The sequence below is a fragment of the Shewanella sp. SM21 genome, assembly GCF_025654335.1.
Classification (GTDB): domain Bacteria; phylum Pseudomonadota; class Gammaproteobacteria; order Enterobacterales; family Shewanellaceae; genus Shewanella; species Shewanella oncorhynchi.
The window spans coordinates 240,807-266,127 of the sequence record NZ_JAKKRL010000001.1 but is presented as its reverse complement, the minus strand read 5'-3'; the positions used below and the strand labels follow the sequence as shown (position 1 = coordinate 266,127).

Sequence of the window (25,321 nt, the reverse complement as noted above, 5' to 3'; positions counted from 1 at the left end):
TTTTTTGCTTTTAGCCGATTAAGCGTTAGATCAGACTGCAGGGCAGCTTGTTTCTGTTACTGAATTGATGAGGATCTCTTGTACTGGTGTGTCTTGGAAGCCTTCGATATTTTTTGTTGGGACTATGCTGATTTGATCTGCCACCTCTATGCCGTCAACCACTTTGCCAAACACGGCATAACCATAACTACTCGCTGACGCGTCTAGATGTGGATTATCTAATACATTGATAAAGAACTGAGAGGCAGCGGTATCAGGTGCATTTGCTCTTGCCATCGCAATAGTGCCACGTTTGTTGCTAATACCGACTGCGGCTTCATTCTTGATTGAGGCACTGGTCGGTTTGCTTTTGAGACCAGTGGTAAAACCGCCGCCTTGGATCATAAAGTTATTGATGGTTCTATGGAATAAGGTGCCGTTATAGAAAGACTTATCAACATACTGCTTAAAGTTTTTACCTGTGATTGGCATGTTAGTTAAGTCAATGGCAAGTGTGATATCGCCTTTCGTAGTTTTCATTAAATAACACACATCCGCAGCTAAGGCTGGCGGAGTGGGATCGGGTGTCGGTGGCGTCGGCGTTAAATCACCATCTGTACTTCCTTCACAACCCGTCAAGGCTATGCAGCCGACAAATAGTAATCCTGATAACTTCTTCATTTCATATCCTTATTCTCAATCATCATTGGGGTGTTTTTGCTTTAGCATTCCATGGGATCGAGCCACTGGCGTATATGCGAGGGCATATCAGGTTCCATGAATTTAATGTTGTTATTATGTTTCTATGCTGTAGCGAAACGAGATGTTGACAGAGGAGAGATAGGCTGTTCAAGTTATAAAACGCAATTGATACAAAGTGTTGCACTGATGTCTGTGGTTAATATGTCACCTGACGTATTTGTTAGTATTAGTCTGAACGCAATGACATAAAAATGACTTACGCTTGTCATGTTATTTCTATCCCTTTGCTCTTTACTTATTGCATGCTTGAGGAGCCATGCTTGCCCTCTTGCTGAACGCATGCCCCAATTTAGTGCATTCCACTCTTTATATCCTGATAGCTACTGAGCGCCAACTTAACTGAGTGCTTCTAGTAAGTTACTGATTTTTTGAAAAAGTTTTTTGTTATTTCTCTGAAATATTTATGTCATCTTCTTGTTACTTTTCGTTGGCATGGTTACTGTATATCTAAAGCTATGGATGAGCGGTCGCGGGGGCGACAAAATATGGGGCTGGAAAAGTTGCTGTATTTGCGGGGAGTTGGAGCAGAATTTACTGATTGTTTTGGCCAAAATATCCATATTTCTGAGGTAGACAGGCAAGGTATCTTGACCTGTATGTTACAGGAAAAAAACAGCGTGGCAGGGACTGCCATTGATGCTCCTGCTACAGAAGCGTTATCGAGTGATGCTGGGCTGACCTGTGTCGATGCGGTATTGACCGAAGCACTGATCGCGTCGCAAATTGATTTACTGGATGCCCGTCCTTGGACTCAGGTGCTACCTGAATTCCATTGGTGTTTTGTGGATGAACCTTGGATAAGCCTTTGTTTACCGGAAACCTACACCTCAGATCTGAGTGTGGCGATTGAATGCGAACAGGGTGAGTCCATCGTATTTGATGTGCCTTTCTCGGCGCTTAAGTCCATTGGCGATTACCGCATTGAACAAACGCTTTATCTACACTATCGCCTTGATCTTACGCAACTGGGATTCGCACGCCTCGATTTAGCTGAGGCCAAGACCCAAGCTTACCCTGACAACTTAATGCCCGCCGAGACTGAGGCGGTGAATTTAGCGTCCTATTTCCTGAGCAGCCAAGAGTTCACTAACAACCCTGCCTTAATCAAAAACCAAGACTCATTTGCGCATGTAGCCGACAAAAATGCGAGTGATTTCTCTGTGTTAGGTTTGGGCTTTCATCGCATAGCTTTAAGCTTAAAACATACCCTATCGACAAGTGCACAAGCGCCAAGCTTGGCGCTAGAGAGCTGTGTGACGGCTGAAGCTGATACCAGCACTTTGTTTTCTGGCACCTTAATGGTGGCGCCGCGGGCCGCCTACCAAGGCGTACTCACGGCTGTCGCCCAAGGTAAACGCCATAAACCTTGGGGGATCAGCGTTCAACTCTACAGTTTGCGCAGTGAGAGCCAATGGGGCATTGGCGATTTTGGTGATTTAGAACAACTGATCGGGCTGGTGGCGGCACAAGGCGCGGATTTCATTCAACTCAATCCCTTGCATGCCCTCGATATCGCGGCGCCAGAGCATCCGAGTCCCTATAGTCCGTGCGATCGCCGCAGACTTAATCCTCTATATATTCAATTACAAAGCGTTCCTGAATACCAAACTCTTGCCACTGAATTTTCAAGTTCTACTTGGGTAGAGGCTATCGCCTTACTGAATCGTGATAATTGGCTCGATTATCCTAAAGTGAGCGAGCTGAAATACCGTGCCTTTGAGCAGTTATATCGCGTTTTTTGTGACACGCATCTGGCGAATGACACGCCCAGAGCGCAAAGATTCCATGAATTTGTGCGTGAGCAGGGCAGTGCGCTACAAGAGTTTGCTCAAGCGGAATATTTACGTAGTCCTAAAGCGTTTGTGCAAGAGGAAGGTTTCTATCTTTACCTGCAATTTGTGGCTGAAAAGCAGTTACACCTCTGTCAGCTAAAAGCTAAAGAGGTGGGTATGGGGTTGGGATTGATCCGTGATTTGGCTGTTGGTGCAGCGCTGCACGGCAGTGAAGTGCAGGCCAATGCCGAGCAGTTTTGTTTGAATGCCAGCATAGGTGCACCGCCCGATCCCTTTGCACCCCAAGGACAAAATTGGGGCTTAACGCCACTCGATCCTGTGAAGTTAAAACAACATAATTTCAGCCATTTTATCGCCTTGATCCGCGCCAATATGGAAAGCTGTGGTGCCTTGCGTATCGATCATGTGATGGGCTTACTGCGACTCTGGTGGTGGCCGCTGGATAAGCAACTCGGTCACGGTGCCTATGTGTATTATCCCGTCGAAACCTTGCTTGCCATCGTTTGCCTTGAGAGCCAACGTGCTCGCTGTGTGGTGATTGGCGAAGATTTAGGACTGGTGCCACCTGACATTATTCATCGTCTCTACTCTTCTGGCATTTATTCCAACGAGTTGTTCTATTTCTGCAAAGACCATCAAGGCTTTAAATCACCGGATCAATATAAGTCCCAAAGCTTAATGATGCTGGCGAACCACGATGTGCCGACTTTAGTGGCTTGGTGGTGTGGCAGTGATTTACACCTGCGTCGACAGTTATCCCTGTTTGAAACTGACGACCAGCTAGGCGAGGCGCTCGCGGGGCGTGAACATGAAAAGCAGCAACTCATTTCACTGTTAGTCGCTCAAGGTCTGTTAGCCGATGTGGCGATAGCCGAACTCGATATTCAAACCTTGCTCACGGCTTGGATGACCTTAGGAGCTCGCGGTAATAGTGCGCTATACAGCGTGCAACTGTGCGATTTATTAGCCGATCGCCATGCGGTGAATATTCCCGGTACTTGGCTCGAATATCCAAATTGGCAGCGTCGCCTGCCGCTGAATTTAACGCAAGTATCGATTTCGCCAGAGATACTGCAGCGATTACAAAATATCGCTGTGGCGAGACAGCTACCGAGCTAAATCTAGCACCAGCGAAAGGCTGCCTAAGTCGCACCACATTATGCCATCCCTAAAGATGAGATTATTAGGGGGATGTGGGTAAAGAGTGCCAATTTGCAAGTTTAATTGACTGATAAACGGAAGAAAAATGATGACTCAAGCCAATGCCTATTTCTACGATGGTGCCGACGTCGCCCTACTTAATGGTCAATACACTGATGTTTTTTCGCTCTTGGGTATGCACAGTGCCAACGAGGGTAAGGCATTAATTGTTCGTTGTTTTTTTCGCAATGCCCTCAGTGTGGATGTGATCAGCATTAAAGATGGCCGCAAAGTGGCGAGTCTGGACAAGGTCAACGAGCAGGGACTGTTCGCCGGCACTCTGGGACGACGCGTCAAGCCGTTTCTCTACTTGCTACGGGTGGAATATCCCCTGTGTCAGTTAGATATAGTCGACCCTTATCAGTTTGATTCCCTGCTCAATAGTGACGATATTTACCTGTTTGGTGAAGGCAGCGCCGAGCGAGCCTATGAATTTTTAGGTGCCAACTGGCGTCAAACCCAAGGCGTTGAAGGTGTGCATTTTTGTGTGTGGGCACCCAATGCTAAGCGGGTTTCTGTGGTGGGAGATTTTAACCATTGGGACGATACTCGCCATGTGATGCGCCAACATATTGCCAATGGTTTATGGGAGCTATTTTTACCCAATGTGGCTGAAGGTGCACACTATAAGTTTGATTTGGTTTATCAAAATGGTGAGCGCCATACTAAATCCGATCCCATGGCAACCCAAATGGAATGCGCGCCCCACAATGCTTCTATCGTGCCCAAAAAAGCCCACCATAGCTGGAATGATACCGCTTGGATGAGTAAGCGAGCGGCGACTGCTTGGCATAAAGCGCCCATGTCGGCCTACGAAGTGCACTTAGGTTCGTGGCGTCGTAAGGGAGAGCAAGGCGAGCAATATCTTGATTATTACGACTTGATTGAACAGCTTATTCCCTATGTGAAGGAGCAAGGCTTTACCCACATCGAACTGATGCCGATCAGCGAGTTTCCCTTTGATGGTTCGTGGGGATATCAGCCAGTGGGTCTCTATGCGCCGACCCACAGATTTGGCGATGCCAATGGGTTAAAGGCCTTTGTGAATGCCTGCCATCAGGCGGGGATTGGTATTATCCTCGATTGGGTGTCGGCGCATTTTCCTAAGGATCCCCACGGCTTAGTGCGTTTTGATGGCACTTGTCTGTATGAGCATGAAGATCCTCGCAAGGGTACACATCCCGATTGGGATACCCTAATTTATAACTATGATCGCGGTGAAGTGCGCAGCTTCTTGTTGAGTAATGCTTGTTACTGGCTGCGGGAATTTCACTTTGATGGCCTGCGTCTCGATGCCGTGTCTTCTATGTTGTATCTCGATTACAGCCGCGAGCCGGGCCAATGGCTGCCTAATGCCTATGGTGGACGGGAGAATCTCGAGGCTATCAGTTTCTTACAAATTTTGAATCAACGCTTGTACCAAGCTTTCCCCGGCATTTGCATGATTGCCGAAGAGTCCACCGCTTTTGCGGGGGTGACTAAGCCGACGGATCAGCAAGGTCTTGGCTTTGGTTTTAAGTGGAATATGGGATGGATGAACGACAGCTTAAGCTACTTAGGCCGTGACCCGCTTTACCGCCAGTTCCACCATCATCAATTGACCTTCAGTTTAATGTACGCCTATACCGAGCAATTTATGTTGTCCGTGAGTCACGATGAAGTGGTCCACGGCAAGGGTTCGTTGCTGCATAAAATTCCCGGTGATGATTGGCAGAAATTTGCAACTCTGCGTGCCTATTACGGTTTTATGTGGGGGCATCCAGGTAAGAAATTACTCTTTATGGGCTGCGAGTTTGGTCAGCGAAATGAGTGGAACCATAACCAGAGTTTAGATTGGCACTTATTGGCTTACAAGCCGCACCAAGGCGTCCAGCGTTGGCTTAAAGATCTCAATCAGTTATATCAAAAAATGCCAGCCTTATCGGTTCAGGATTACGAGGGCGCAGGATTTAGTTGGCTAGATTGTGAGAATAGCCGCGACAGCATCTTTACCTTTGTGCGTTACGGGTTAGCGGGTGATGCGCCGTTAGTGTTTGTCATCAACATGACGCCCCAATTACACACTGGGTTCCGTATTGGTTTGCCTTTGGCGGGGGATTACCGCGAATATCTTAATAGCGATAGCCAGATTTATGGTGGCAGTAATCAAGGTAATGCGGGCACTGTGGTTGCTGAGTCGCTGCCGTGGCAAGGAATGGCGCAGAGCGCGCTGATCACTGTGCCGCCCTTGGGCTGCCTAGTGATAGGGCCTGCAACTGGATTGGCTGAGGCTAACTAGCATGCAAAAGCCCACGGCTGATGATATTAAGCTCAACCCTGACGCTAAAAACCACCCATTTCAAAGCGAAAAATGGGCGTTAGGGGTAGGTGAGCCTTTTCCGCTCGGTGCTAATGTTGAGGGCGATGGCGTTAACTTTGCGTTATTTTCAGCTAACGCCACAGCGGTCGAGTTATGTTTATTTGATGACAATGGCGAGCAAGAAGTCGCGCGTATTGCGTTAACTGAACAAACCCAGCAAATCTGGCATGTGTTTGTGCAAGGGCTTAAGGCGGGGCAACTCTACGGTTATCGCGTTTATGGCTCCTATGAGCCTCAGCTTGGTCACAGATTTAACCCCAATAAATTATTGCTCGACCCCTATGCGCGCCAGCTTGTCGGTGAATATCGCGACCATGAGTCTAACTATGGTTACGAGCTGAACCACATGGATGAAGACTTATCTTTCAGCAAGTTAGATAACGCTGCCTATGTGCCAAAATGCAAGGTCGTGGACATTCGTCCATTAATCGAGATAGCTGCCAAGCAGTCGATTCAGCCCCTTGCGACTAGGTTTCAGCCCAAACCTCTAGAGCGCAGTATCATTTATGAGATGCACGTTAAAGGCTTTACGGCGGTGCATCCTGAGATTGAACCCCATAAACGTGCCACCTTTGCGGGCTTAGCGACTCAGCCTGCTATCGATTATTTGGCCGAACTTGGGGTGACGTGTGTCGAGTTACTTCCTGTACAGGCCTTTTTCACTGAGCCCTTTTTGCTCGAGAAAAAGCTCACTAACTATTGGGGTTACAACAGTATCGGCTTTTTTGCCCCTGAGCCGAGTTATCTGTCATCCGACGATATTGGTGAGTTTCGGGCCATGGTGGATGCACTTCACGGCGCAGGTATCGAAGTGATCCTCGATGTGGTCTATAACCACAGCGCCGAGGGGAGTCGACTTGGGCCGACCTTTAGTTTTCGTGGCATAGATAATCTCAGTTATTACCGCCTGCATCCTAACGATAAGCGTTTTTATATTAATGATACGGGTTGTGGAAACACCTTAAATATCAATCATCCACGCATGTTACAGCTAGTGCTGGATTCGCTGCGTTACTGGGTAGAAATCATGGGCGTCGATGGGTTTCGCTTCGACTTGGCGGCTTGCTTAGGTCGCGAGGCTTATGGTTTTGATCCCGGCTCAGGTTTCTTCGATGCGCTGTTGCAAGACCCTGTTTTGTGCCGAGTGAAATTGATTGCTGAGCCTTGGGATATTGGCCCCGGTGGTTATCAATTGGGCAATTTTCCCGTGGCTTTTAGCGAATGGAATGACAGATATAGAGACACTATGCGCCGCTTTTGGCGCGGCGATCACAGCATGTTGCCCGAATTTGCTCGGCGTTTTCACGGCTCGGGGGATTTTTTTGAGCACAGTGGCCGTCCACCTGCGACCAGTCTTAATTTTTTAACCAGTCACGACGGTTTTACTCTTAAAGACTTAGTGAGTTATACCCAGCGCCATAACTTGGCAAATGGGGAGGATAACCGCGATGGTCACCAAGAAAACTTCAGCCATCATTATGGGATTGAAGGGGAAACCGAAGATAGCTCAATTCTAGAACTTCGCAGTCGTCAACAACGTAACTTATTGACTACGCTATTTTTATCTCAAGGTGTGCCTATGTTGTTGAGCGGTGATGAGACAGGCCGCACTCAGCAAGGCAACAATAATGCCTATTGCCAAGACAATGAACTGAACTGGTTTGATTGGTCGGCAAAGGGCATGGACACTGAGTTGTTGGCCTTTACTCAGCAGCTTATTGCCCTGCGGAAACGTTTCCCGCTGTTATGTGCTAAGCGCTTCATTCACGAACAGTTATTGGCTGAATCCTTAGCCGATATTGGTACTCGATTAGATTGGTTTAGTCGCCAAGGTGAACAAATGACCAAGAGCTTGTGGACCGAATCTATGTGCCGCAGTTTGTCTGTGGTGCTTTCCGGTGATTTAGAAGATCAAGGCAAGCAGCAAGCTTTACTGTTGATGGTTAATGCCGACGACAACCCTCTCGCTTTTACCCTGCCGACTTTCGAGCACTTGAGTCCGTGGCAATGCCTTATTCATACCCAAACTGAGCTGCTGGATGTTCAGATCTCTGCGACGCGATACTTACTGCAAGATCGTAGTCTCATGCTTTTTCATGCTGATTTGATTTTATAGGAAATGAAGGAATTAACTATGAGTGACAAAAGCGAGCTGAGCCCCAATACCAGCGAAAAACCAGTAACACTAGCTCAGTCAAAAGCCGCGAGCAAGAAGGCTCCCGCTAAGCGTCAGACTAAGTCTAAAGCCGCTGAGCCCTGTGAACCCTGCGATGCTTTGCCCGCTTCTTTTGAGCGCCATTTACGTTATGGACTCAGCCGTGGCGAAGGCGTGAGCTGCGAATTATTTCAAGCGTTAGCTTACAGCGTGAAAGAACAGATGCTAGATAATTGGCGTCAGACTCGAGTGGATGACAGCCATTTTAAGCGCAAGCAAGTGGCGTATTTATCCCTCGAATTTTTGATGGGCCGAGCACTAGGTAATGCACTACTGAGTTTAGATTTGCAACAAGATAGCCGTGATGCCTTGAGCAACTATGCCGTATCGCTAGAAGAGTTAGAAGAGGCCGAACATGATGCTGGTTTAGGCAACGGCGGCCTAGGTCGATTAGCCGCGTGTTTCCTCGATAGCTGCGCCAGCATGGACTTATCAGTGACAGGCTATGGCATACGTTACGAATATGGCATGTTCGCCCAGAAGATAGTCGACGGTTACCAAGTTGAACGCCCTGACCGTTGGTTGCGCGAAGGTAATCCGTGGGAAGTGCGTGTCCCTACCCACAACGTAATAGTGCCATTTTTTGGTCATACCGAATCCTATGTCGATAAACAAGGCCGTAGGCACATTATTTGGGTTGAAACCCAAGATGTGCTCGCCGTCGCCTATGACATGCCAGTTCCCGGTTATCGCAATGGGCGGGTAAATACCCTGAGATTGTGGAAGGCTGAAGCCACCGATGATTTTGATTTAGCTGAGTTTAACCAAGGCGACTACACGGAAGCGGTGGCCCGTAAAAACTTGGCCGAGCAGATCACTATGGTGCTCTATCCAAATGATGCGAGCGAGAACGGCAAAGAGCTGCGATTACGTCAGCAATACTTTTTATCCTCCGCTAGCTTGCAGGATTTACTCAAACGTTGGGTGAGTCGTCATGGTCATGATTTTACGCAGTTTGCCGCTAAAAATGTCATGCAGTTGAATGACACTCACCCTAGCATTGCCGTGCCTGAGTTGATGCGGTTATTGATCGACGAATACGGTTTGGAATGGGACAGTGCGTGGGCGATTACCAGTCAGACCATGGCTTACACTAACCATACCCTGTTGCCTGAAGCATTAGAGCGTTGGCCCGTGCGTATGATGGCGCAAATGTTGCCACGCATCTTAGAAATTATTTATGAAATCAACGCCCGTTACTTAGATATAGTCGCCCACCATTGGCCAGGAAATAGTGAGAAATTGGCGAGTATGTCAATTATTCAAGATGGTCCACATCCCCATGTGCGTATGGCGTATTTGGCGATTGTGGCGAGTTTCTCAGTCAACGGTGTCGCGGGTTTACACACGCAACTACTCAAATCTGGGTTGTTTAAGGATTTCTATGAGTTGTGGCCGCATAAGTTTAATAACCGCACCAATGGCGTGACCCCAAGGCGTTGGCTTGCCCATTGTAACCCTGCCTTAGCTAAGTTACTGACCGCCCATTTAGGTCAAGAATGGGTGACAGACTTAAGCCAGTTAACGGCGCTCAATGCCCTCACACAGGACAATGCGTTTATCCAAAAATGGCGTGATGTGAAGCAAGCCAACAAGGCTTTGCTGGCTAAGATGATTGTTAAGGAATGTGGGGTTGAGTTCGATCCGGCTATGCTGTTTGACGTGCAAGTGAAGCGTATTCACGAATATAAACGTCAGTTACTCAACATATTGCATGTGATTCATCTCTATCATCAGATCCAGCAAGGCCACACCGAAAACATGGTGCCACGTTGTGTATTGATCGGCGGTAAAGCGGCGCCCGGTTACTTTATGGCTAAGTTGATCATCAAGCTCGCCAGCAATGTTGCTCATATGGTCAATTCCGATCCTATGGTGACGCCTTACCTACGCTTTGCTTTCTTACCAAACTACAACGTCAGCGCCATGGAAAAAATCTGCCCAGGGACTGACTTGTCCGAGCAAATTTCAACCGCGGGCAAAGAGGCATCGGGCACGGGCAATATGAAGTTCATGATGAACGGCGCCCTAACCATCGGCACTATGGATGGCGCCAATATCGAGATGTTAGAGGAAGTGGGCTCAGAGAACTTCTTCCTGTTCGGACTCAATGCGGAGCAGGTCTCGCAGGTACGTAACCACTATCATCCGCGCAGCATTATTGACGATTCACTGGCGTTATCTGAGGTGATGAAGTTACTCAAAAGTGGTCACTTCAATCTGCTGGAGCCGGGGATTTTCGATCCTATTATTACCGCCATCGAAAGTAGCGATGATCAATGGATGACGGCCGCCGACTTTGACAGTTACCGAGTCGTGCAAGAAGCCGTGGCGCGAGCCTATAAAGATCCGCAGGTGTGGACGCAGATGAGTATTCGCAATACCGCCGCCAGTGGACGTTTTTCGAGTGATGTGACGATCGCAGGTTATCGCGATGAAATTTGGAAACTGTAAGGGTAGGGCTCTTGGTTATAAGTCTCTTGTTATAGCGGATGAGTATAAGTGTTTGAAAGGAATGCAGCAATCAATGGAAGGAATGGGGAATGCAAGTGAGAAATACTCAGGGGAGTACGGCAGTGTCTGCCGTATCGATAAGCCATTTATGGGCAATCAGTTTGCCGATTTCGGAGTAAGAGCCTATGTCTAATGTTCGTTATATCAGTAATTTAACTCGTGAAACCTATGCGTTGATTTTAGCTGGTGGGCGCGGGTCTCGCTTGCATGAACTCACGGATTGGCGTGCTAAACCTGCACTGTATTTCGGTGGTAAGTTTCGTATTATCGATTTCCCGCTGTCTAACTGCATCAACTCAGGTATTCGCCGCGTGGGTGTGGTCACACAGTACAAGTCGCATTCTTTGATCCGCCATGTGATGCGCGGTTGGGGCCATTTTAAGAAGGAGCTGGGCGAGTCGGTGGAGATTTTACCCGCTTCACAACGCTATTCGGAAAACTGGTACCAAGGCACGGCCGATGCGGTATTTCAAAATATCGATATCATTCGCCACGAGCTGCCTAAATACGTGATGGTGTTGTCTGGCGATCACGTGTATCGCATGGATTATGCTGGGTTATTAGCCGCCCATGCCGAGTCGGGTGCAGATATGACAGTCTCTTGCCTTGAAGTGCCGATTGCCGAAGCAGCGGGTTCGTTTGGGGTGATGGAAGTCGATGAAGAGATGCGCATTTTAGGCTTTGAAGAAAAGCCGCTGCAACCTAAGCATTCTCCGGGTAATCCTGAAATGTGTTTAGCATCTATGGGCAACTATGTGTTTAACACAGAGTTTTTGTTTGACCAGCTCAAGAAAGATGCCTTAAACGAAAGCTCAGATCGCGATTTTGGTAAGGATATTATTCCTGCGATCATCGAAAAACATAATGTGTTCGCCTATCCCTTTAAGAGCGCTTTCCCGAACGAGCAAGCCTATTGGCGCGATGTGGGTACGCTAGACTCTTTCTGGCAAGCGAATATGGAACTGTTATCGCCTACGCCAGCACTGAATTTGTACGATGCGAAATGGCCAATTTGGACTTTCCAAGAACAATTGCCTCCGGCTAAATTTGTGTTTGATGACGATGACAGACGCGGTATGGCGTTGGACTCGATTGTTTCGGGCGGTTGTATTATTTCGGGGGCGACAGTGCGCCGTAGCGTATTGTTTAACGAAGTACGCGTTTGTTCTTATTCATTGGTTGAAGATTCAGTAGTGCTACCCGATGTAGTCGTGCTGCGCCATTGCAAAATCAAGAATGCGATACTTGACCGTGGCTGCATTATTCCCGAAGGCATGGTAATAGGTTATAACCATGATCACGACAGAGCTAAAGGCTTTAGGGTGTCCGAAAAAGGCGTGACTTTAGTGACCCGTGACATGCTAGGTTTGCCTGTAGGCTATGAATAGTGCTTTGATCATTAAAGTAAATTGATCATTAAAGTAAAAATGGCTTAGGTATAGGCAGCTGAATAAAAGCTGCACAGTTGAAGTAGCGGGAGTATCCAATTAATTGAAACAACGCATTTTGATGGTCGCGGCTGAAAACGGTGCCCTTGCGGGCGCCAAGGTTGGCGGTATGGCGGATGTCATCCGTGATTTACCCGCCGCTCTGGCGGGTGTTGATTTGTGCGCCGATGTGATCATGCCAAGCTATGGCTTTTTAACTGCGGTAGCGAATCAACCCCAAGATCTGGGTGAGTTAACTGTGGCCTTTGGTGGTCGCTTGGAGCGAGTGCATGTGTTCTCCATGCCCCATCCCCATGTGCCAGAGGCGATGATTTATCTGCTCGAACATGCATTATGGCAATCCGTACCTGGGCAGATTTATAGCCAAGGCAGTGCCGAGCGTCCTTTCTCCGACGATGCGACTAAGTTTGCTTTCCTTTGCGCGAGCGTCGCGACAGCATTAGTTACTGGCCGAGTGCCTATGCCGACTGTGCTGCATTTACATGACTGGCATGCGGGCTGCTTAGCCATGTTAAGAGCATTCGTGCCTGAGTTCAGTGCTCTCAAAGACATTGAGTGTGTGTTCTCTATCCACAATCTTGCGCTGCAGGGGATACGTCCCTTAAGCCAAGATTCATCCTCTTTTGCTGCTTGGTTTCCCGAGCTGTTTGCCACTTTGACGCAGGGGCAAAAACAGCTGATCACCGATCCCCGTTATCCCTACTGTGTTAACCCTATGCGCATGGGCATAGTGCTGAGCGACAAAGTGCATTTAGTCTCACCCAGTTATGCCAAGGAAGTGTTGCAGCCGTCCAAACCTGAAGCGGGATTTTTTGGTGGTGAAGGGTTAGAGCAAGACTTACAGGCCAAGGCCAATGATGACAAAGTGGTGGGGATTTTAAATGGCTGTGTATATTCGTCAGTATCGGATTTACCCGCTAAGCCACCTGCGCGTATTCAAGTACCCGAGTTCAAGCAATTGCTCAGTGCGATTGAGACTGCGTTAGTGCAATGGCAGGGACATCAAGCGCAAGTGAGCTGCGTGGACATGATTGCTTTTGCCCGCATTCAAGCCCATTGGCGTCAAGCGATGGCGGAGCAAGTACCGAGTCTGCTATTGACTTCGGTGGGCCGCTTGACCGATCAAAAAGTCTTACTGCTGCGCCATCAATTGCCCTCGGGTTTATCTGTGCTTGAGACCTTACTTAAAGCATTGAAGCAGACAAAACCGACGGCGCTGCTGATTTTACTCGGCAGTGGCGACGCATCGATTGCTAAGTCTTTCCAAGCGTTAGGGGCTAAATACGATAACCTATTATTTTTGCAGGGATACAACGAGGCGTTATCCGAAGCGCTGTATCAGCATGGCGATCTATTTTTGATGCCAAGTTCCTTTGAGCCCTGTGGCATCAGTCAAATGTTGGCTATGCGCGCGGGACAGCCATGTTTAGTGCATAGTGTAGGCGGTTTAAAGGATACCGTTGAGGATGGCGTTAATGGTTTTGCTTTTAACGGCAATAGCTTAAATGAGCAAGCCGAAGCGTTTTTGCAAAGGTTGGTGCAAGCCATTGCTTGTTTCGAGGGAAAAACATGGCCACAAGTGCGTGCTGCGGCCATGGCACAGCGTTTTGACTGGCATTCTATTGCAGAGCAATATCGTCAACAACTCTATTGCAAAATGTAATGTGGTAAGTCCAAAGTGTGATGCGGCAAAGGGAATTAACGCATGATTTCTAAGTGATTCTGCTACACTTGTGGGGGAATGTTAAAATGGTATCAAGCCCCCTCATTTTTGGAGTCGCTCTCTGAGTTATGGATAAAGGTATTCTCTTTCCGTTAGTACAAAATGCGGCTTTATTGCTGGCGTTGGTATTTTTGTACGACGTGATCCCTAAAAAACACCAGCGGCAGTATTTTTTACTGTGGCGCATCATTATTGGGATGCTCATCGGTGGTATTGGTATCACTATTATGAGTACGCCTTGGGTATATTTGCCTGGCGTTTTCTTTGATACCCGTTCGGTTATTCTCTGTATTTCTGGTCTATTTTTCGGTGGTTTACCGACCTTAGTTGCTGTCGTGATGACGGCGCTGTATCGCATCAGTATCGGTGGCGCTGGTATATGGATTGGCGTCGGCGTGATAGTGTCATCCGGGTTAATCGGGGTGATCTGGCGTCAATATCGTAAGTCTCTGTTAGCCAATATTTCAGGTGGAGAGATTTTTCTCTTTGCCTATACCGTTCATATCGTGATGTTGTTGTGGTTCTTATTTCTACCCGATGGCATAGCAATGCCATTGCTCGCCAAAGTGACCCTCCCAGTATTGACCATTTTCCCAATTGCGACTTGGCTATTGAGCCGCTTGTTATCGCGACGTTTTGAATTAGAGCGTGATGAACAAATTCGTCTGCAGGATGATTTCCTTTTTCGGAGCCAATTCAACGCGGGCAATATTGGTATTGCAATAACGGGGATAGATCAAAAGTGGATAAAGGTGAATCCACGGTTATGTCAAATGCTCAAGTATTCAGAAGCTGAATTGCTACGGATGACGTGGGCACAAATTACCCATCCCGATGATTTAGAAGCGGATGCCCTGAAATTTGAGCTTATGCTGCGGGGGGATATCGATAATTACGAGATGGATAAACGTTTTATCGTTAAGGACGGTAGCGTGGTTTACACCCATATGACAGTCGCCTGTAAGCGCGGTGGTAATAATGCCGTGTTGCTTGTTATTGCTGGATATTTAGATATCACCTCACAGGCCATTGCCGACCAAGAGGTGCTCGCTAGCCGAGAACAACTCGAACTGGTGTTAAGCAGTAGCGATCTTGGAGTGTGGGATTGGGATATTCGCAATGACCGCATTGAACGTAATGCCCGCAGTGCCGATATTCTTGGCTGCGATGTTGATATGCTCAACGCTAATAGTCGCCAATGGATGGATGCGATAGTCGCCGAAGACAGGCCTAAAGTGCTGCATTCGATTGAGGCCCATATTCGTGGCGAAACGGCGCAACATAAGATGGAGTACCGCTTAAATACCGTAAACCGTAAGGTGCGGTGGATCCTTGATACAGGTAAAGTCGTGAGCAGAGATGCAAACAACAATGCTCTGCGTATGTGTGGAACCTATACCGATATTACCGACGCAAAACTTATCGAAGAATCCTTAAAGTTGTCGGCACTGGTTTACGATAACAGCTCTGAAGCCATGAGTGTCCTCGATGAAAAGGGCGTGATTATTACCGTCAATGCCGCCTTTAGTGTGATGACGGGTTATCGCGAATTTGAAGTGCGGGACCAACATATTCGGCTGCTTTATTGTGACCTCAATGGCCGCGATTTTTACACCAAAATGAATAATGATATCCGCGAGAAAGGCCAATGGCAGGGGGAAATGTGGCAGCGGCGCAAAAATGGCGAAGAATATGTCATCTGGTTAACCATCAATACCATTAATGACAAAGAAGGCCATCCCTATCGACGTGTTGCCCTGTTCTCAGACATTACCGATAAGAAGCAAAATGAGCATCTGATTTGGAAACAAGCCAACTACGATACGCTGACGGGGTTGCCCAATCGGCGCATGTTGTTGGAGTATTTAAGCAGCGAAGTGAAAAATGCCGACCGCAATCGCAACCACTTTGCTTTATTGTTCTTGGACTTAGATTTCTTTAAAGAAGTGAATGACACCTTAGGCCATGCCATGGGCGATTTACTGTTGATAGAAACCGCGAGTCGTTTGAAATCCTGTGTGCGTGATGCCGACGTCGTGGCGCGTCTTGGCGGCGATGAATTTACTGTGGTGTTAAGTTCGATGGAAGACCATAAGGGGATTGAGCGCGTCGCCGAGAATATTTTGCGACGAATTGCCGAACCCTATGTGTTAGGGGAAGAAACCGCTTATATCAGCGTCAGTATTGGGATTACTTTATATCCCGATGATTCGACCAGTATTGAAGGGCTTCTCAAGCATGCGGATCAGGCTATGTATGCGGCGAAAGATCAAGGGCGTAATCGCTTCAACTATTTCACCCCATCGATGCAGGAATACGCCAAATACCGCATGCGCTTGATCCAAGACTTACGTCAAGCGGTCGTGAATAAAGAATTTGAACTGCATTATCAGCCGATTGTTGCCTTAGCAACGGGTGAAGTGACCAAGGCTGAAGCCTTGATCCGCTGGCATCATGCAGAGCGTGGTGCTGTGTCGCCTGCTGAGTTTATTCCTGTTGCGGAAGACACTGGCTTGATTGTTGAAATCGGCAATTGGGTGTTCGAGCAAGCCGCTCGCCAGAGTGCGGCGTGGCGTCATGAATTAGGGGTTGAAATCCAAATCAGCGTCAATAAATCCCCAATCCAATTTCGTGATGAAGGCACGCTGCTCAATGATTGGTTGAAGTTATTGCAAGATCTTAATATTACAGGCGCGGGCGTGTGCGTTGAAATTACCGAAGGCTTGTTATTGGATGCCAGTATGGGGGTGACCGAAAAACTACTGGCCTACCGTGATGCGGGCGTGCAAGTGTCGCTGGACGATTTTGGTACCGGCTACTCGTCACTCGCCTATTTGAAAAAGTTTGACATTGATTATCTTAAAATTGATCAATCTTTTACCCGCCATATTGATACCGATTCAAACGATCAAATTCTCTGTGAGGCGATAATAGTAATGGCCCACAAATTGGGAATGAAGGTGATTGCCGAAGGTGTCGAAACCGAGGCGCAGCGCCAAGTGTTGTTGGCAGCAGGTTGTGACTACGGCCAAGGTTACTTGTTCTCAAGACCTGTGCCTTCGGGTGAATTTAGCCAAAAATACTTACTGGATCCGCTTTTAGTCTCCCATGTCTGAGGAGATATTAACTTAGTGGCGATAATTGCCTATAAAAACGCCGCGGATTTTGCTAGACTCCGCGGCCCCGCGTTGGGGCATTGAGTATCACCTCGCATCAAAGTTTTACTACTTAGCTAAAGAGTCCCTATGAAATTTGAAACACTCGGTTTATCTTCTCCTATTTTGAATGCGATAACTGAGTGTGGCTATCAGCAACTCACTCAAGTGCAAGAGAAAGTGATCCCGCTTGCCTTTGAAGGCAAAGACATTATGGCCTGCGCCCAAACGGGTACAGGTAAGACGGCTTCCTTTGCTCTGCCTGTACTTGAAAAGTTGGCGGCTGATTCTTTAACAAGCGACAGCAATGATAAACCGATTTTACGCGCGTTGGTGATGACGCCAACCCGCGAACTTGCGATTCAAGTCTGCGAAAATATCCAAAAATACAGCCAGTTCCTACCACTGAAAACCTTAGCTGTTTACGGTGGCGCCAACATGAATCCCCAGCGTAAAGGGGTAGAGCAGGGCGTTGATATTTTGGTGGCAACTCCTGGTCGTTTATTCGACATTATTGGCCAATTCCAGTTAGATTTGTCGAGCGTTACCACATTAGTGATCGACGAAGCCGACCGTATGCTAGACATGGGTTTTGTGCGCGACATTGAAAAAGTGAAACGCTTAATTGCGCCGCAGCATCAAACCATGTTGTTTTCAGCGACCTATAGCGATGCCGTCAAACAACTCGCCGAGAAAATGCTGAATGAACCTCAGTGGGTGAATGTTGCTGACACGACTACCGCATCCACAGTTGTGCAGGAAGTCTATCGCGTTGATAAACGTCGTAAAGCCGAGCTGTTGTCAGAACTCGTTGGCCGCAACAATTGGCGCCAAGTGCTGGTGTTTGCCAGCACGAAAGAAAGCGCCGAGCATTTATTACAAGAATTAAAGCTGGATGGCATAGCCGCAGGTGTATTCCACGGCGATAAAACACAAGGCGCCCGTAATCGGGTGTTGGAAGAGTTTAAAGCTGGTAAATTGCGGGTGCTGGTGGCGACCGATGTGGCTGCACGTGGGTTAGACATTCAAGCCTTGCCTATGGTGATCAACCTTGAATTGCCTTTCCTTGCCGAAGATTATATCCATCGCATTGGCCGTACAGGCCGTGCTGGATTAACCGGTCGCGCGATTTCGTTCGTGTCACCTTCTGACGATGAAATGCTCGCTGAAATTGAAGCTTTGATTGAGCAAAAACTGCCCGTGTCGGTACAATCTGGTTATGAAGAAGGCACGCCTTTGCCTGCCCGTTACCGTGATGCGCCCGCGGCACCGATTAAGCCGATTGGAAAGTGGAGCCATAAGGCGCCGCAGGATCGCACTATTGGTCAGTCTCGTCAGGGCAAGTACGCTAAAGGTAAAGCGCTGGACAGCAAAGCAGGTGCAGAGAAATCCTCTAGCCGTGCTAAGCCAGCTTCTGGCTCAGGTAAGCCGTTTAATGCAACTAAACCTAAGTCGAATTTGGTGAGCAATAAGTCAGGTTTTGGCTCTCGCACCAATAAGTCAAAATAAGCTAAGTCAAAATAAGCTAAGCCCAACAATCAAGGCTAATAAGTGCAAAGTGCCTATTAGTTTAGCCGTTTAACGGTTGCCTAGTTTGTTGATTTGACTGTTGAATAGTCAGTTGCATATTTTGCTACATAGCCTGTCGCTATTCTAAAAGTGCATCCTCACCGATGCGCTTTTTGTTGAGCTTCAAAGCCAATACTTCTACACTCGAGCGCCAAGCTTTCTATTCGAGCGAGTTTCCTTATGATTATCAAAGCGATTCCCACCAATATCATTACAGGTTTTTTAGGTGTAGGTAAAACCTCTCTGATTAAGCAATTGCTGGCGACTAAACCCGCGGATGAAATTTGGGCTGTGTTGGTCAATGAATTTGGTGAGGTCGGCATTGATGCGGGGTTACTGAATTCCTCCGATAACGGCATACAAATTCGTGAGGTTGCGGGTGGCTGTATGTGCTGCGCCGCGGGCGTACCGACACAAGTGGCCATCAATCAGTTGATTGCGAAAGCGAAACCTGACCGCTTATTGATTGAACCGACTGGGCTTGGGCATCCTAATGAAATCATTAAAGTACTGAGTGCGCCCCATTATCAGAATGTGATTTCACTGCGTAGCACTCTATGTTTGGTGGACGCGCGTAAGATCCACGATCCTCGCTATCGTGAACATGCAAATTTTATTCAACAGTTGCAAGTGGCCGATGTGATCATCGCAACTAAGTCTGACTTGTATGATGCTGAAAATACTAAGTTACTCTATGAATTGCAGACTTATTTAAGCCATATTGAACGTACTGATATTCCTGTAGTGAGCCACTCAAATCAACAGCCTTTACCTAGCGCTTTGCTGGACTATCTTAACCAACCAAGGCGCGTGTCACTCAATATAAATGGGCATGCTAGCGCGGGCCTAAAGCTGGGCAGCCTACCGACGACTGCCCCAAGCTTGTTTCGTGCTGGTGGTTCGCGCTTGAGTGAGTTGAGCCTCTTTGCCGAAGGTGCAATCGAAGTCGCACTTGATTTTGATGATCGCGGTATAGTGCGAAAGCAGAATCAAGGTGAAGGTTGTTTTAGCTGCGGCTGGGTGTTTGAACCGAGTCAAGAATTTGATTTTGATAAATTAATGGATTTTATTCAGCGGCAAGCTCAGTCATCCAACGTTGGGCAAGTGTTGCTTAGATTAAAGGCCGTGATGATCACTACTGATGGAATTGCAGGATTTAACTGGATTGACCATGAGTTTACTGTGGTTGAACTCGATGACACCTTAGATTCCAGACTAGAAATGATTACCATGGACGACGTCAATTGGAACGAGATTGAGCTGCAGTTGATTGCTTGTCTTAGCTAACAGAGTTCCCCATCACTCTTTATTACAGGTGTGAGCATAGGTAAGAGGGGTCAGATTTGGTGGGAATAGTAAGGCCGGCTCAGTAAGGCAAGGTCACGCGGTATTTTTGGCCGAGTGTCGTGAGTGTGCCATTTTGGATCATCTCCTCGAAGAAGCTGTCAAAACGAATTCTTAGCGGATCAAATTTAGCTTGTTTCGGAAAAGCCATAAAGCCGTCTCGCACATCGATTATCGGCATGATTGGCGTAATTGCTTTAGGGATTTTGATTTGGGCGAGCACTGCATTGGTATTGCGACTATTGGTGGCGAGTAAATCTAAATCACCCCGCGAAAGCCGTTCTATGCCACTTTTAATATCGACAAATTCATTGATATTTAATGATTTAGTTTGTTCAGTAAACCGTGTGCCATAACTCCAACCCTGCATTTTTCCAATCCGTTGCGTTTTAATACTGGCATAGTCGCCATTCCACACTATTTCATTGTCTGCCCGAGCATAAAACACCATATCATCGCGGTAAAATGCCTTCGCCGCAAAAACCAAGTTGGCATTACGTTCTGGGGTATCGTAGGGACCAATAAGAATATCCGCTTGGCCACGTTCAACCATAGAGATAGCGCGGCGCCATGGGGTAATTTGATAGTGAATGTTCACACTTTGCTGCTGGGCGAAGCGATTCAAAATATCGACACCTAAGCCGGTATATTCGCCATTGGCTTGTAGTTCAAAAATTTGACTGAAACTCGAACCCACTGCGAGCAGGTCTTTGGCCTGTGCAGTCAAGCAAAGGCTGCTGAGCGCCAAAAGGACGACTTGTGCAAAGCCTTTGCTGAGTATCATGGCATTCCTTGTGTGGTTTGAATGCGGGAGGTTAGAACACTGTCTCTCGTAAAAGCGGCGATATCGTTATGCAATTCACTAGGGTTAAGGTTAGCAAATTTTACTCAGATTTGATTGCACGTTAACATTTTAATGTTTTGAAATAAATGGAAGATTAATCGTAAGGGCATTAAGCCGTTGATCTTCAATCGATACGTCATCCTATCCCTCAGTCAGCTTAGTTACGCTTAAAGGTTTCAGTTTGTATCATTCACTGATGGGGTGGAGAAATGTATTTTCCTTATGCGTTTAAATCAGTTAAGGCCGAATAAAGGGGATTGCGGTATGCTCTGCCATTCATTGATTTATACGCCAATGCTGGGCGGTTTATTTGAGCGGGATGTTATGAAGCTGCAGGAAATAGATAAAACCTTGTATCGTAAAAATATGAATTTATTCATTGTGATTCTAGTTGTTAGCTTAGTCGTGTTATCGCTGATTTTTGGTACTGGACTCATTGCGCTGTTTGGGGCGACGCCAGTGCCAGGTGAGCCAACAGGTAATTTTCACTTGAATCTCTTAGGCGTGATTTTCAGTCTGGGTCTGTGTAGCGCCGTGATTTACAACTTAAAAGACCGACCTTTTTTCAGTGAAATTTATTATGTGTGGCAATTGAAGCAGCTCCATAATCGTATTTATCGCAAGTTGATAAAGATTAAAGCCGCTGCGGCGCAAAATGACGTGAATGCTTTGATTATATTGCTTTTTTATTACACCAGTTTAAGGCAAGTGTATGTACTCGATGACAATACGCTGACCTTGCCGGCACTGACTCAAGATCTCAATCGTTTGAATGCACAAATCGAAAGCCTAGGCTTATTGCTGTCGCCCGAACAATTTACGCCTGAGTTGCTGACAAGATCTTTCTGATACTGATGAGGTAAGATGAGGATCGCTCCTCACCTTGCCATCATCTAGCCCTTATCTTGTCTTTGTCGTCCTTGCCCAGAATGAGGTCAGCGAGTTTCACTTAGGCGGCTTGCTGGGCTCTTTGTAGTGTGAGTAACCACTTACCATAGATGTAAATCCCTACCGCTGAGATAGTCCCTATGGCGGCGATGATGTACCACGCCATGCCAATGTTATGGCTGTGGTACAGCAGTTGGGTGAGTTCCTGGGCGCTTTCACCTGTGTAGCTCACCAAGGTAGTAAAGGCTTCACCTTGGGGAATGGCGCTGACCTCAGTGCTGTTCATGCCGCGCTCTAGCAATAAATCCCGCGAAAACAATTCCTTTGATGCATAAATCTCGTAGAGTTTAGGGCCAAAGTAGCCTTCTAATCCCCAGCCGATCCCTTGGGGCAACATCACAAATCCTAAGTACATGGCTTTTTTGCCTTCGGGAGCAATATTACCCATAAACTCGTTTTTCTTCGGGCTAATCATCATTTCGCCAATGGAGAACATGGCAATCGCGAATACGATAAACCATGCCGCATGGAAAGCACCGATAAACACAAAAGCTAAAATACTCAGCAAACAACCAATAAACATAGCGGTAGTAATACGGTATTTAGCCGTCAGCGCCGCAACGATAAAGCAGCAGGTCATAATCAGGCCCGCATTGAGGTTTAGCATGCCCTCGGGCATCACCTTAGTGCCTTCGTTATTGAGGCCAAGCCAAAATTGTAGAATGCCGTTACTGGTGCCTTCGCTGCCAAAGAGGGAGGTGACGATTACGCTGGTATCGACCCATTCGGAAATATGGATAGGCAGCACATCGAATAGGGCATTGAACAAGAACCAAAATCCTGAAAAAACGAGCATATAGTAGATTACAATCGGCTTTTTCAACTCGCGCCAAGCATCACGCCACAGGGATTCTTGTTCGACTTCACCCGATTTTATTTGCTTATTGCGTTCCAGTCGCTCGGCTTTACCAGGCTCGGTATAGGTGAGTAAGAATAAGAAGTTGAGTGAGATAATTGCGGCGCAGGCGAAAAATACATTGTCCCACGACAATTGGCGCATATGCACGGCAACTAAGGGTCCGAGGAAACCGCCAATGTTTACAACTTGGTAAAAAATGCCCCAAGCCATTGAAGTGTTATTGCGATTAGTGGACAGCACTAAGGTGCCTTGAATGCCCGGTTTAAATATCCCTGTGCCTATGGCAAGGAGTAATGCACCGACAAGGAAGCCCCAAAAGCTGGGGAAGAATGCCATGACGAGATAGCCAAAGATTTTAATGATGGTGGAGCCGAAGATGGTTTCTTTGTAGCCCACTCGGTCAGACATGCCACCGGTGAAAACGGGCACAAAGGTTTGCATGATCGCCCAGAGGGAAATAATAATGCCGTAGTCACTTAGGCTGATCCCAAGGCCGCCCGCAGACTCTGGCGCTTTAGCGTACAGTCCAGCACTGGCTTTAACACCGTAGTAGGCGATACGCTCGACTAACTCCATACCACCAACTAACCAAAACACATAACCTAAGCTAGTAATGGAGGCCCACATGCCGAGCTGTTTGACTTCTCGCAGATCGTTGCCTGCATTTGGACTATTCTGACTCATGTCCTTCCCTTATTATTGTTATTGAATTTATTTCTGTTTAACCCATTAATTATCAAAAACTTAAATTTATAAAGTTAATGATTTCATCTTGCTTAAATACGTTAATGGGCTTGCTTGAACGGATACTTTACCTAATTCGGCCTTAAACACCAAAAAAGTAGCAGAAAATGATGAATTAACCCACATCTGTTATTGAACTGTACTGAGTTTGTCATTTGGCTGAAATTGGACTGTTTCTGCTTAAGTCATTGTGATGATTAATCTTTATTGTTAATTATTCACAATGAACATGCTTTGAGTTCTCGCTATTTTTAGGTACAATCCATTGTCGCATTTTTGTTCACCCGATCATTTTTCTAGATAGATACGACTCTAGCCCCCCTTTTTGTGAGAAACGCTAATGACAGCAACAACATCTAATCATGCTCCTGCGGATATGAGCTTGCTCGAGGAGCCGATTGCGAAGCTTTTTTGGCGCTATACCATACCCACCATAGCCTCTATGTTGGTGACGGGCGTATATGTGACAATTGATGGCATCTTTGTTGGCCACTATTTAGGTGAAACAGGGCTGGCGGGGATGATGCTAGCTTACCCTGTGGGCGCGATTTTATACGCTATTGGCGCCATGATAGGTATGGGTAGCGCGGCATTAGTGTCAATCAATCTTGGCCAAGGTAATGTAGTCAAGGCCCGTAAACTACTGGGTAATGCCTTTACGTTATGTTTATTAACGGGATGCTTTTTTGCCCTTGTTGGTGGGATATTCTCGCGAGATATTTTGGTTGCTCTCGGGGCGCAAGGGGAGATGCTCGAAAATGCTAACGAATACTTATTCTGGTATTTTGCACTGTGTCATTTCCCCATAATTTCAATGACCTTCACCACACTGCTGCGTAATGATGGTAGGCCATCCATGGTGACTTGGGTGCTGATTTTGGGTGGTGTATTAAACACTTTCTTAGATTGGCTGTTTATTGTAGTTTTCCCCTTTGGTTTAGCGGGTGCAGCGATTGCGACTATGTTGTCGCAGGCGGTAACGGGGCTTTTGTGTTTACAGCATTTTTTCAGTCCGCGCACTCAGCTTAAAATCACTTTTGAGCAGATGAAGCTCAAGCTCGATAATTGCCTTAATATAGCCCGCGTTGGTTTCCCCAGCTTTTTGATGAATCTGTATTTGTCGATAGTGTTAACCCTGCATAATACGGCTTTTTTGTGGGTTGGCGGTCCATTACATGTGGCCGCCTATGGTGTGGTGAGTTACACAGAAGCATTTTTCTATCTGATTTTTGAGGGCATTGCGCTTGGAACTCAACCCATTTATAGCTTTAACGCAGGAGCAGGGCGCTTTGACAGGGTTAAACAAGCGCGCAATATTGCCTTTGGTATGACGTTACTTACCGCAGCCTTAGGTTTAGCGCTGATTTATTCTCGCCCTGAATGGTTAGTGTATTTGTTTGCCGGTGATAATCCGAATTTAACACCAGTGGCGATTGAAGGTATGCGCTGGTATTTTTGGGGCTTGCCTATGGAAGGCTTAATCTTAGTTGGTGCGAGTTTCTTCCAAGCGATTAACTGTTCGAAACAAGCTTCTATGCTGACGGGCGCTAAGCTTATTCTTATCGCTGCGATCATCTACTGCTTTGCATGGGCGTTCGGCGTGATTGGTGTGTGGGTGTCGCTCGCGACCTGTAGCACTATCTTGACGATATGGATGTTTTACGCCATGAAGCGAGTCGAGGCACGTCTGCATTAATCCTTGCTTTGGGTTGTATTGGTTTCGCCTGATATATTGACAAGACAAGGGGCGAGGCAAGTAACCTGTAGCTGTGGCATAAGTGTTTAGTTTTACGTAAATTTTACAATTGGGGCGATTAATGGCCCCGATTGTAATTGCCTGCATATCTTTCGTCGTTAAACATGAC

General features: G+C 47.1%; 15 protein-coding genes. 12 read left to right on the top strand and 3 right to left on the bottom strand.

Annotation, left to right across the window (positions count from 1 at the left end; all coding sequences use genetic code 11):
- Positions 1-30: 30 nt before the first annotated feature.
- The gene (locus L5L94_RS01035) at positions 31-660 is read right to left on the bottom strand and encodes a peptidylprolyl isomerase (protein WP_028760712.1); all 630 of its coding nucleotides are present in this window, start codon (positions 658-660) and stop codon (positions 31-33) included.
- Positions 661-1,226: 566 nt separating this feature from the next.
- Between L5L94_RS01035 and malQ the strand changes: the two genes are divergently transcribed.
- From malQ to L5L94_RS00985, 10 genes are all read left to right on the top strand, one after another.
- Positions 1,227-3,653, top strand: coding sequence for a 4-alpha-glucanotransferase (gene malQ / locus L5L94_RS01030; protein WP_263160764.1), 2,427 nt, complete (start codon positions 1,227-1,229; stop codon positions 3,651-3,653).
- A gap of 127 nt (positions 3,654-3,780) precedes the next feature.
- On the top strand, positions 3,781-6,012 hold the full coding sequence (gene glgB / locus L5L94_RS01025; RefSeq protein ID WP_263160763.1) for a 1,4-alpha-glucan branching protein GlgB: 2,232 nt from the start codon (positions 3,781-3,783) through the stop codon (positions 6,010-6,012).
- A gap of 1 nt (position 6,013) precedes the next feature.
- On the top strand, positions 6,014-8,209 hold the full coding sequence (gene glgX, locus L5L94_RS01020; RefSeq protein ID WP_263160762.1) for a glycogen debranching protein GlgX: 2,196 nt from the start codon (positions 6,014-6,016) through the stop codon (positions 8,207-8,209).
- An 18-nt stretch (positions 8,210-8,227) separates the two neighbouring features.
- On the top strand, positions 8,228-10,762 hold the full coding sequence (locus L5L94_RS01015) for a glycogen/starch/alpha-glucan phosphorylase (protein ID WP_263160760.1): 2,535 nt from the start codon (positions 8,228-8,230) through the stop codon (positions 10,760-10,762).
- Positions 10,763-10,823: 61 nt separating this feature from the next.
- A complete protein-coding gene (locus L5L94_RS01010; protein WP_263145093.1) occupies positions 10,824-10,955 on the top strand; it encodes a hypothetical protein in 132 nt (43 codons plus the stop codon).
- Complete coding sequence (gene glgC, locus L5L94_RS01005; protein WP_006085131.1) at positions 10,948-12,210, top strand: glucose-1-phosphate adenylyltransferase; 1,263 nt, start codon at positions 10,948-10,950, stop codon at positions 12,208-12,210. The genes L5L94_RS01010 and glgC overlap by 8 nt, the downstream gene beginning before the upstream one ends.
- Before the next feature lie 103 nt (positions 12,211-12,313).
- A complete protein-coding gene (locus L5L94_RS01000; RefSeq protein ID WP_263160759.1) occupies positions 12,314-13,933 on the top strand; it encodes a glycogen synthase in 1,620 nt (539 codons plus the stop codon).
- Positions 13,934-14,061: 128 nt separating this feature from the next.
- Positions 14,062-17,109 carry an EAL domain-containing protein gene (locus tag L5L94_RS00995; protein WP_263160757.1) on the top strand — a complete coding sequence of 1,016 codons (3,048 nt, stop codon included), beginning with the start codon at positions 14,062-14,064 and terminating at the stop codon, positions 17,107-17,109.
- A 129-nt stretch (positions 17,110-17,238) separates the two neighbouring features.
- Positions 17,239-18,657 carry a DEAD/DEAH box helicase gene (locus tag L5L94_RS00990; protein ID WP_263160755.1) on the top strand — a complete coding sequence of 473 codons (1,419 nt, stop codon included), beginning with the start codon at positions 17,239-17,241 and terminating at the stop codon, positions 18,655-18,657.
- A 240-nt stretch (positions 18,658-18,897) separates the two neighbouring features.
- The gene (locus tag L5L94_RS00985) at positions 18,898-20,004 is read left to right on the top strand and encodes a CobW family GTP-binding protein (RefSeq protein WP_263160753.1); all 1,107 of its coding nucleotides are present in this window, start codon (positions 18,898-18,900) and stop codon (positions 20,002-20,004) included.
- A gap of 79 nt (positions 20,005-20,083) precedes the next feature.
- Here L5L94_RS00985 and L5L94_RS00980 read toward each other — a convergent pair whose 3' ends face one another.
- Positions 20,084-20,845: a substrate-binding periplasmic protein gene (locus tag L5L94_RS00980; protein WP_263160752.1), complete on the bottom strand. Its 762-nt coding sequence runs from the start codon at positions 20,843-20,845 to the stop codon at positions 20,084-20,086.
- 384 nt (positions 20,846-21,229) lie between these two features.
- Here L5L94_RS00980 and L5L94_RS00975 point away from each other — a divergent pair, with 384 nt between their 5' ends.
- On the top strand, positions 21,230-21,754 hold the full coding sequence (locus L5L94_RS00975; protein ID WP_263160922.1) for a DUF3087 domain-containing protein: 525 nt from the start codon (positions 21,230-21,232) through the stop codon (positions 21,752-21,754).
- A 100-nt stretch (positions 21,755-21,854) separates the two neighbouring features.
- Here the strand turns inward: L5L94_RS00975 and L5L94_RS00970 are convergent, their stop codons facing one another.
- Positions 21,855-23,396 carry an MFS transporter gene (locus L5L94_RS00970; protein WP_263160750.1) on the bottom strand — a complete coding sequence of 514 codons (1,542 nt, stop codon included), beginning with the start codon at positions 23,394-23,396 and terminating at the stop codon, positions 21,855-21,857.
- A gap of 400 nt (positions 23,397-23,796) precedes the next feature.
- On the opposite strand from L5L94_RS00970, the gene L5L94_RS00965 reads away from it, so the two are divergent.
- Complete coding sequence (locus L5L94_RS00965) at positions 23,797-25,152, top strand: MATE family efflux transporter (RefSeq protein ID WP_028760699.1); 1,356 nt, start codon at positions 23,797-23,799, stop codon at positions 25,150-25,152.
- The last annotated feature ends 169 nt before the right edge of the window (positions 25,153-25,321 follow it).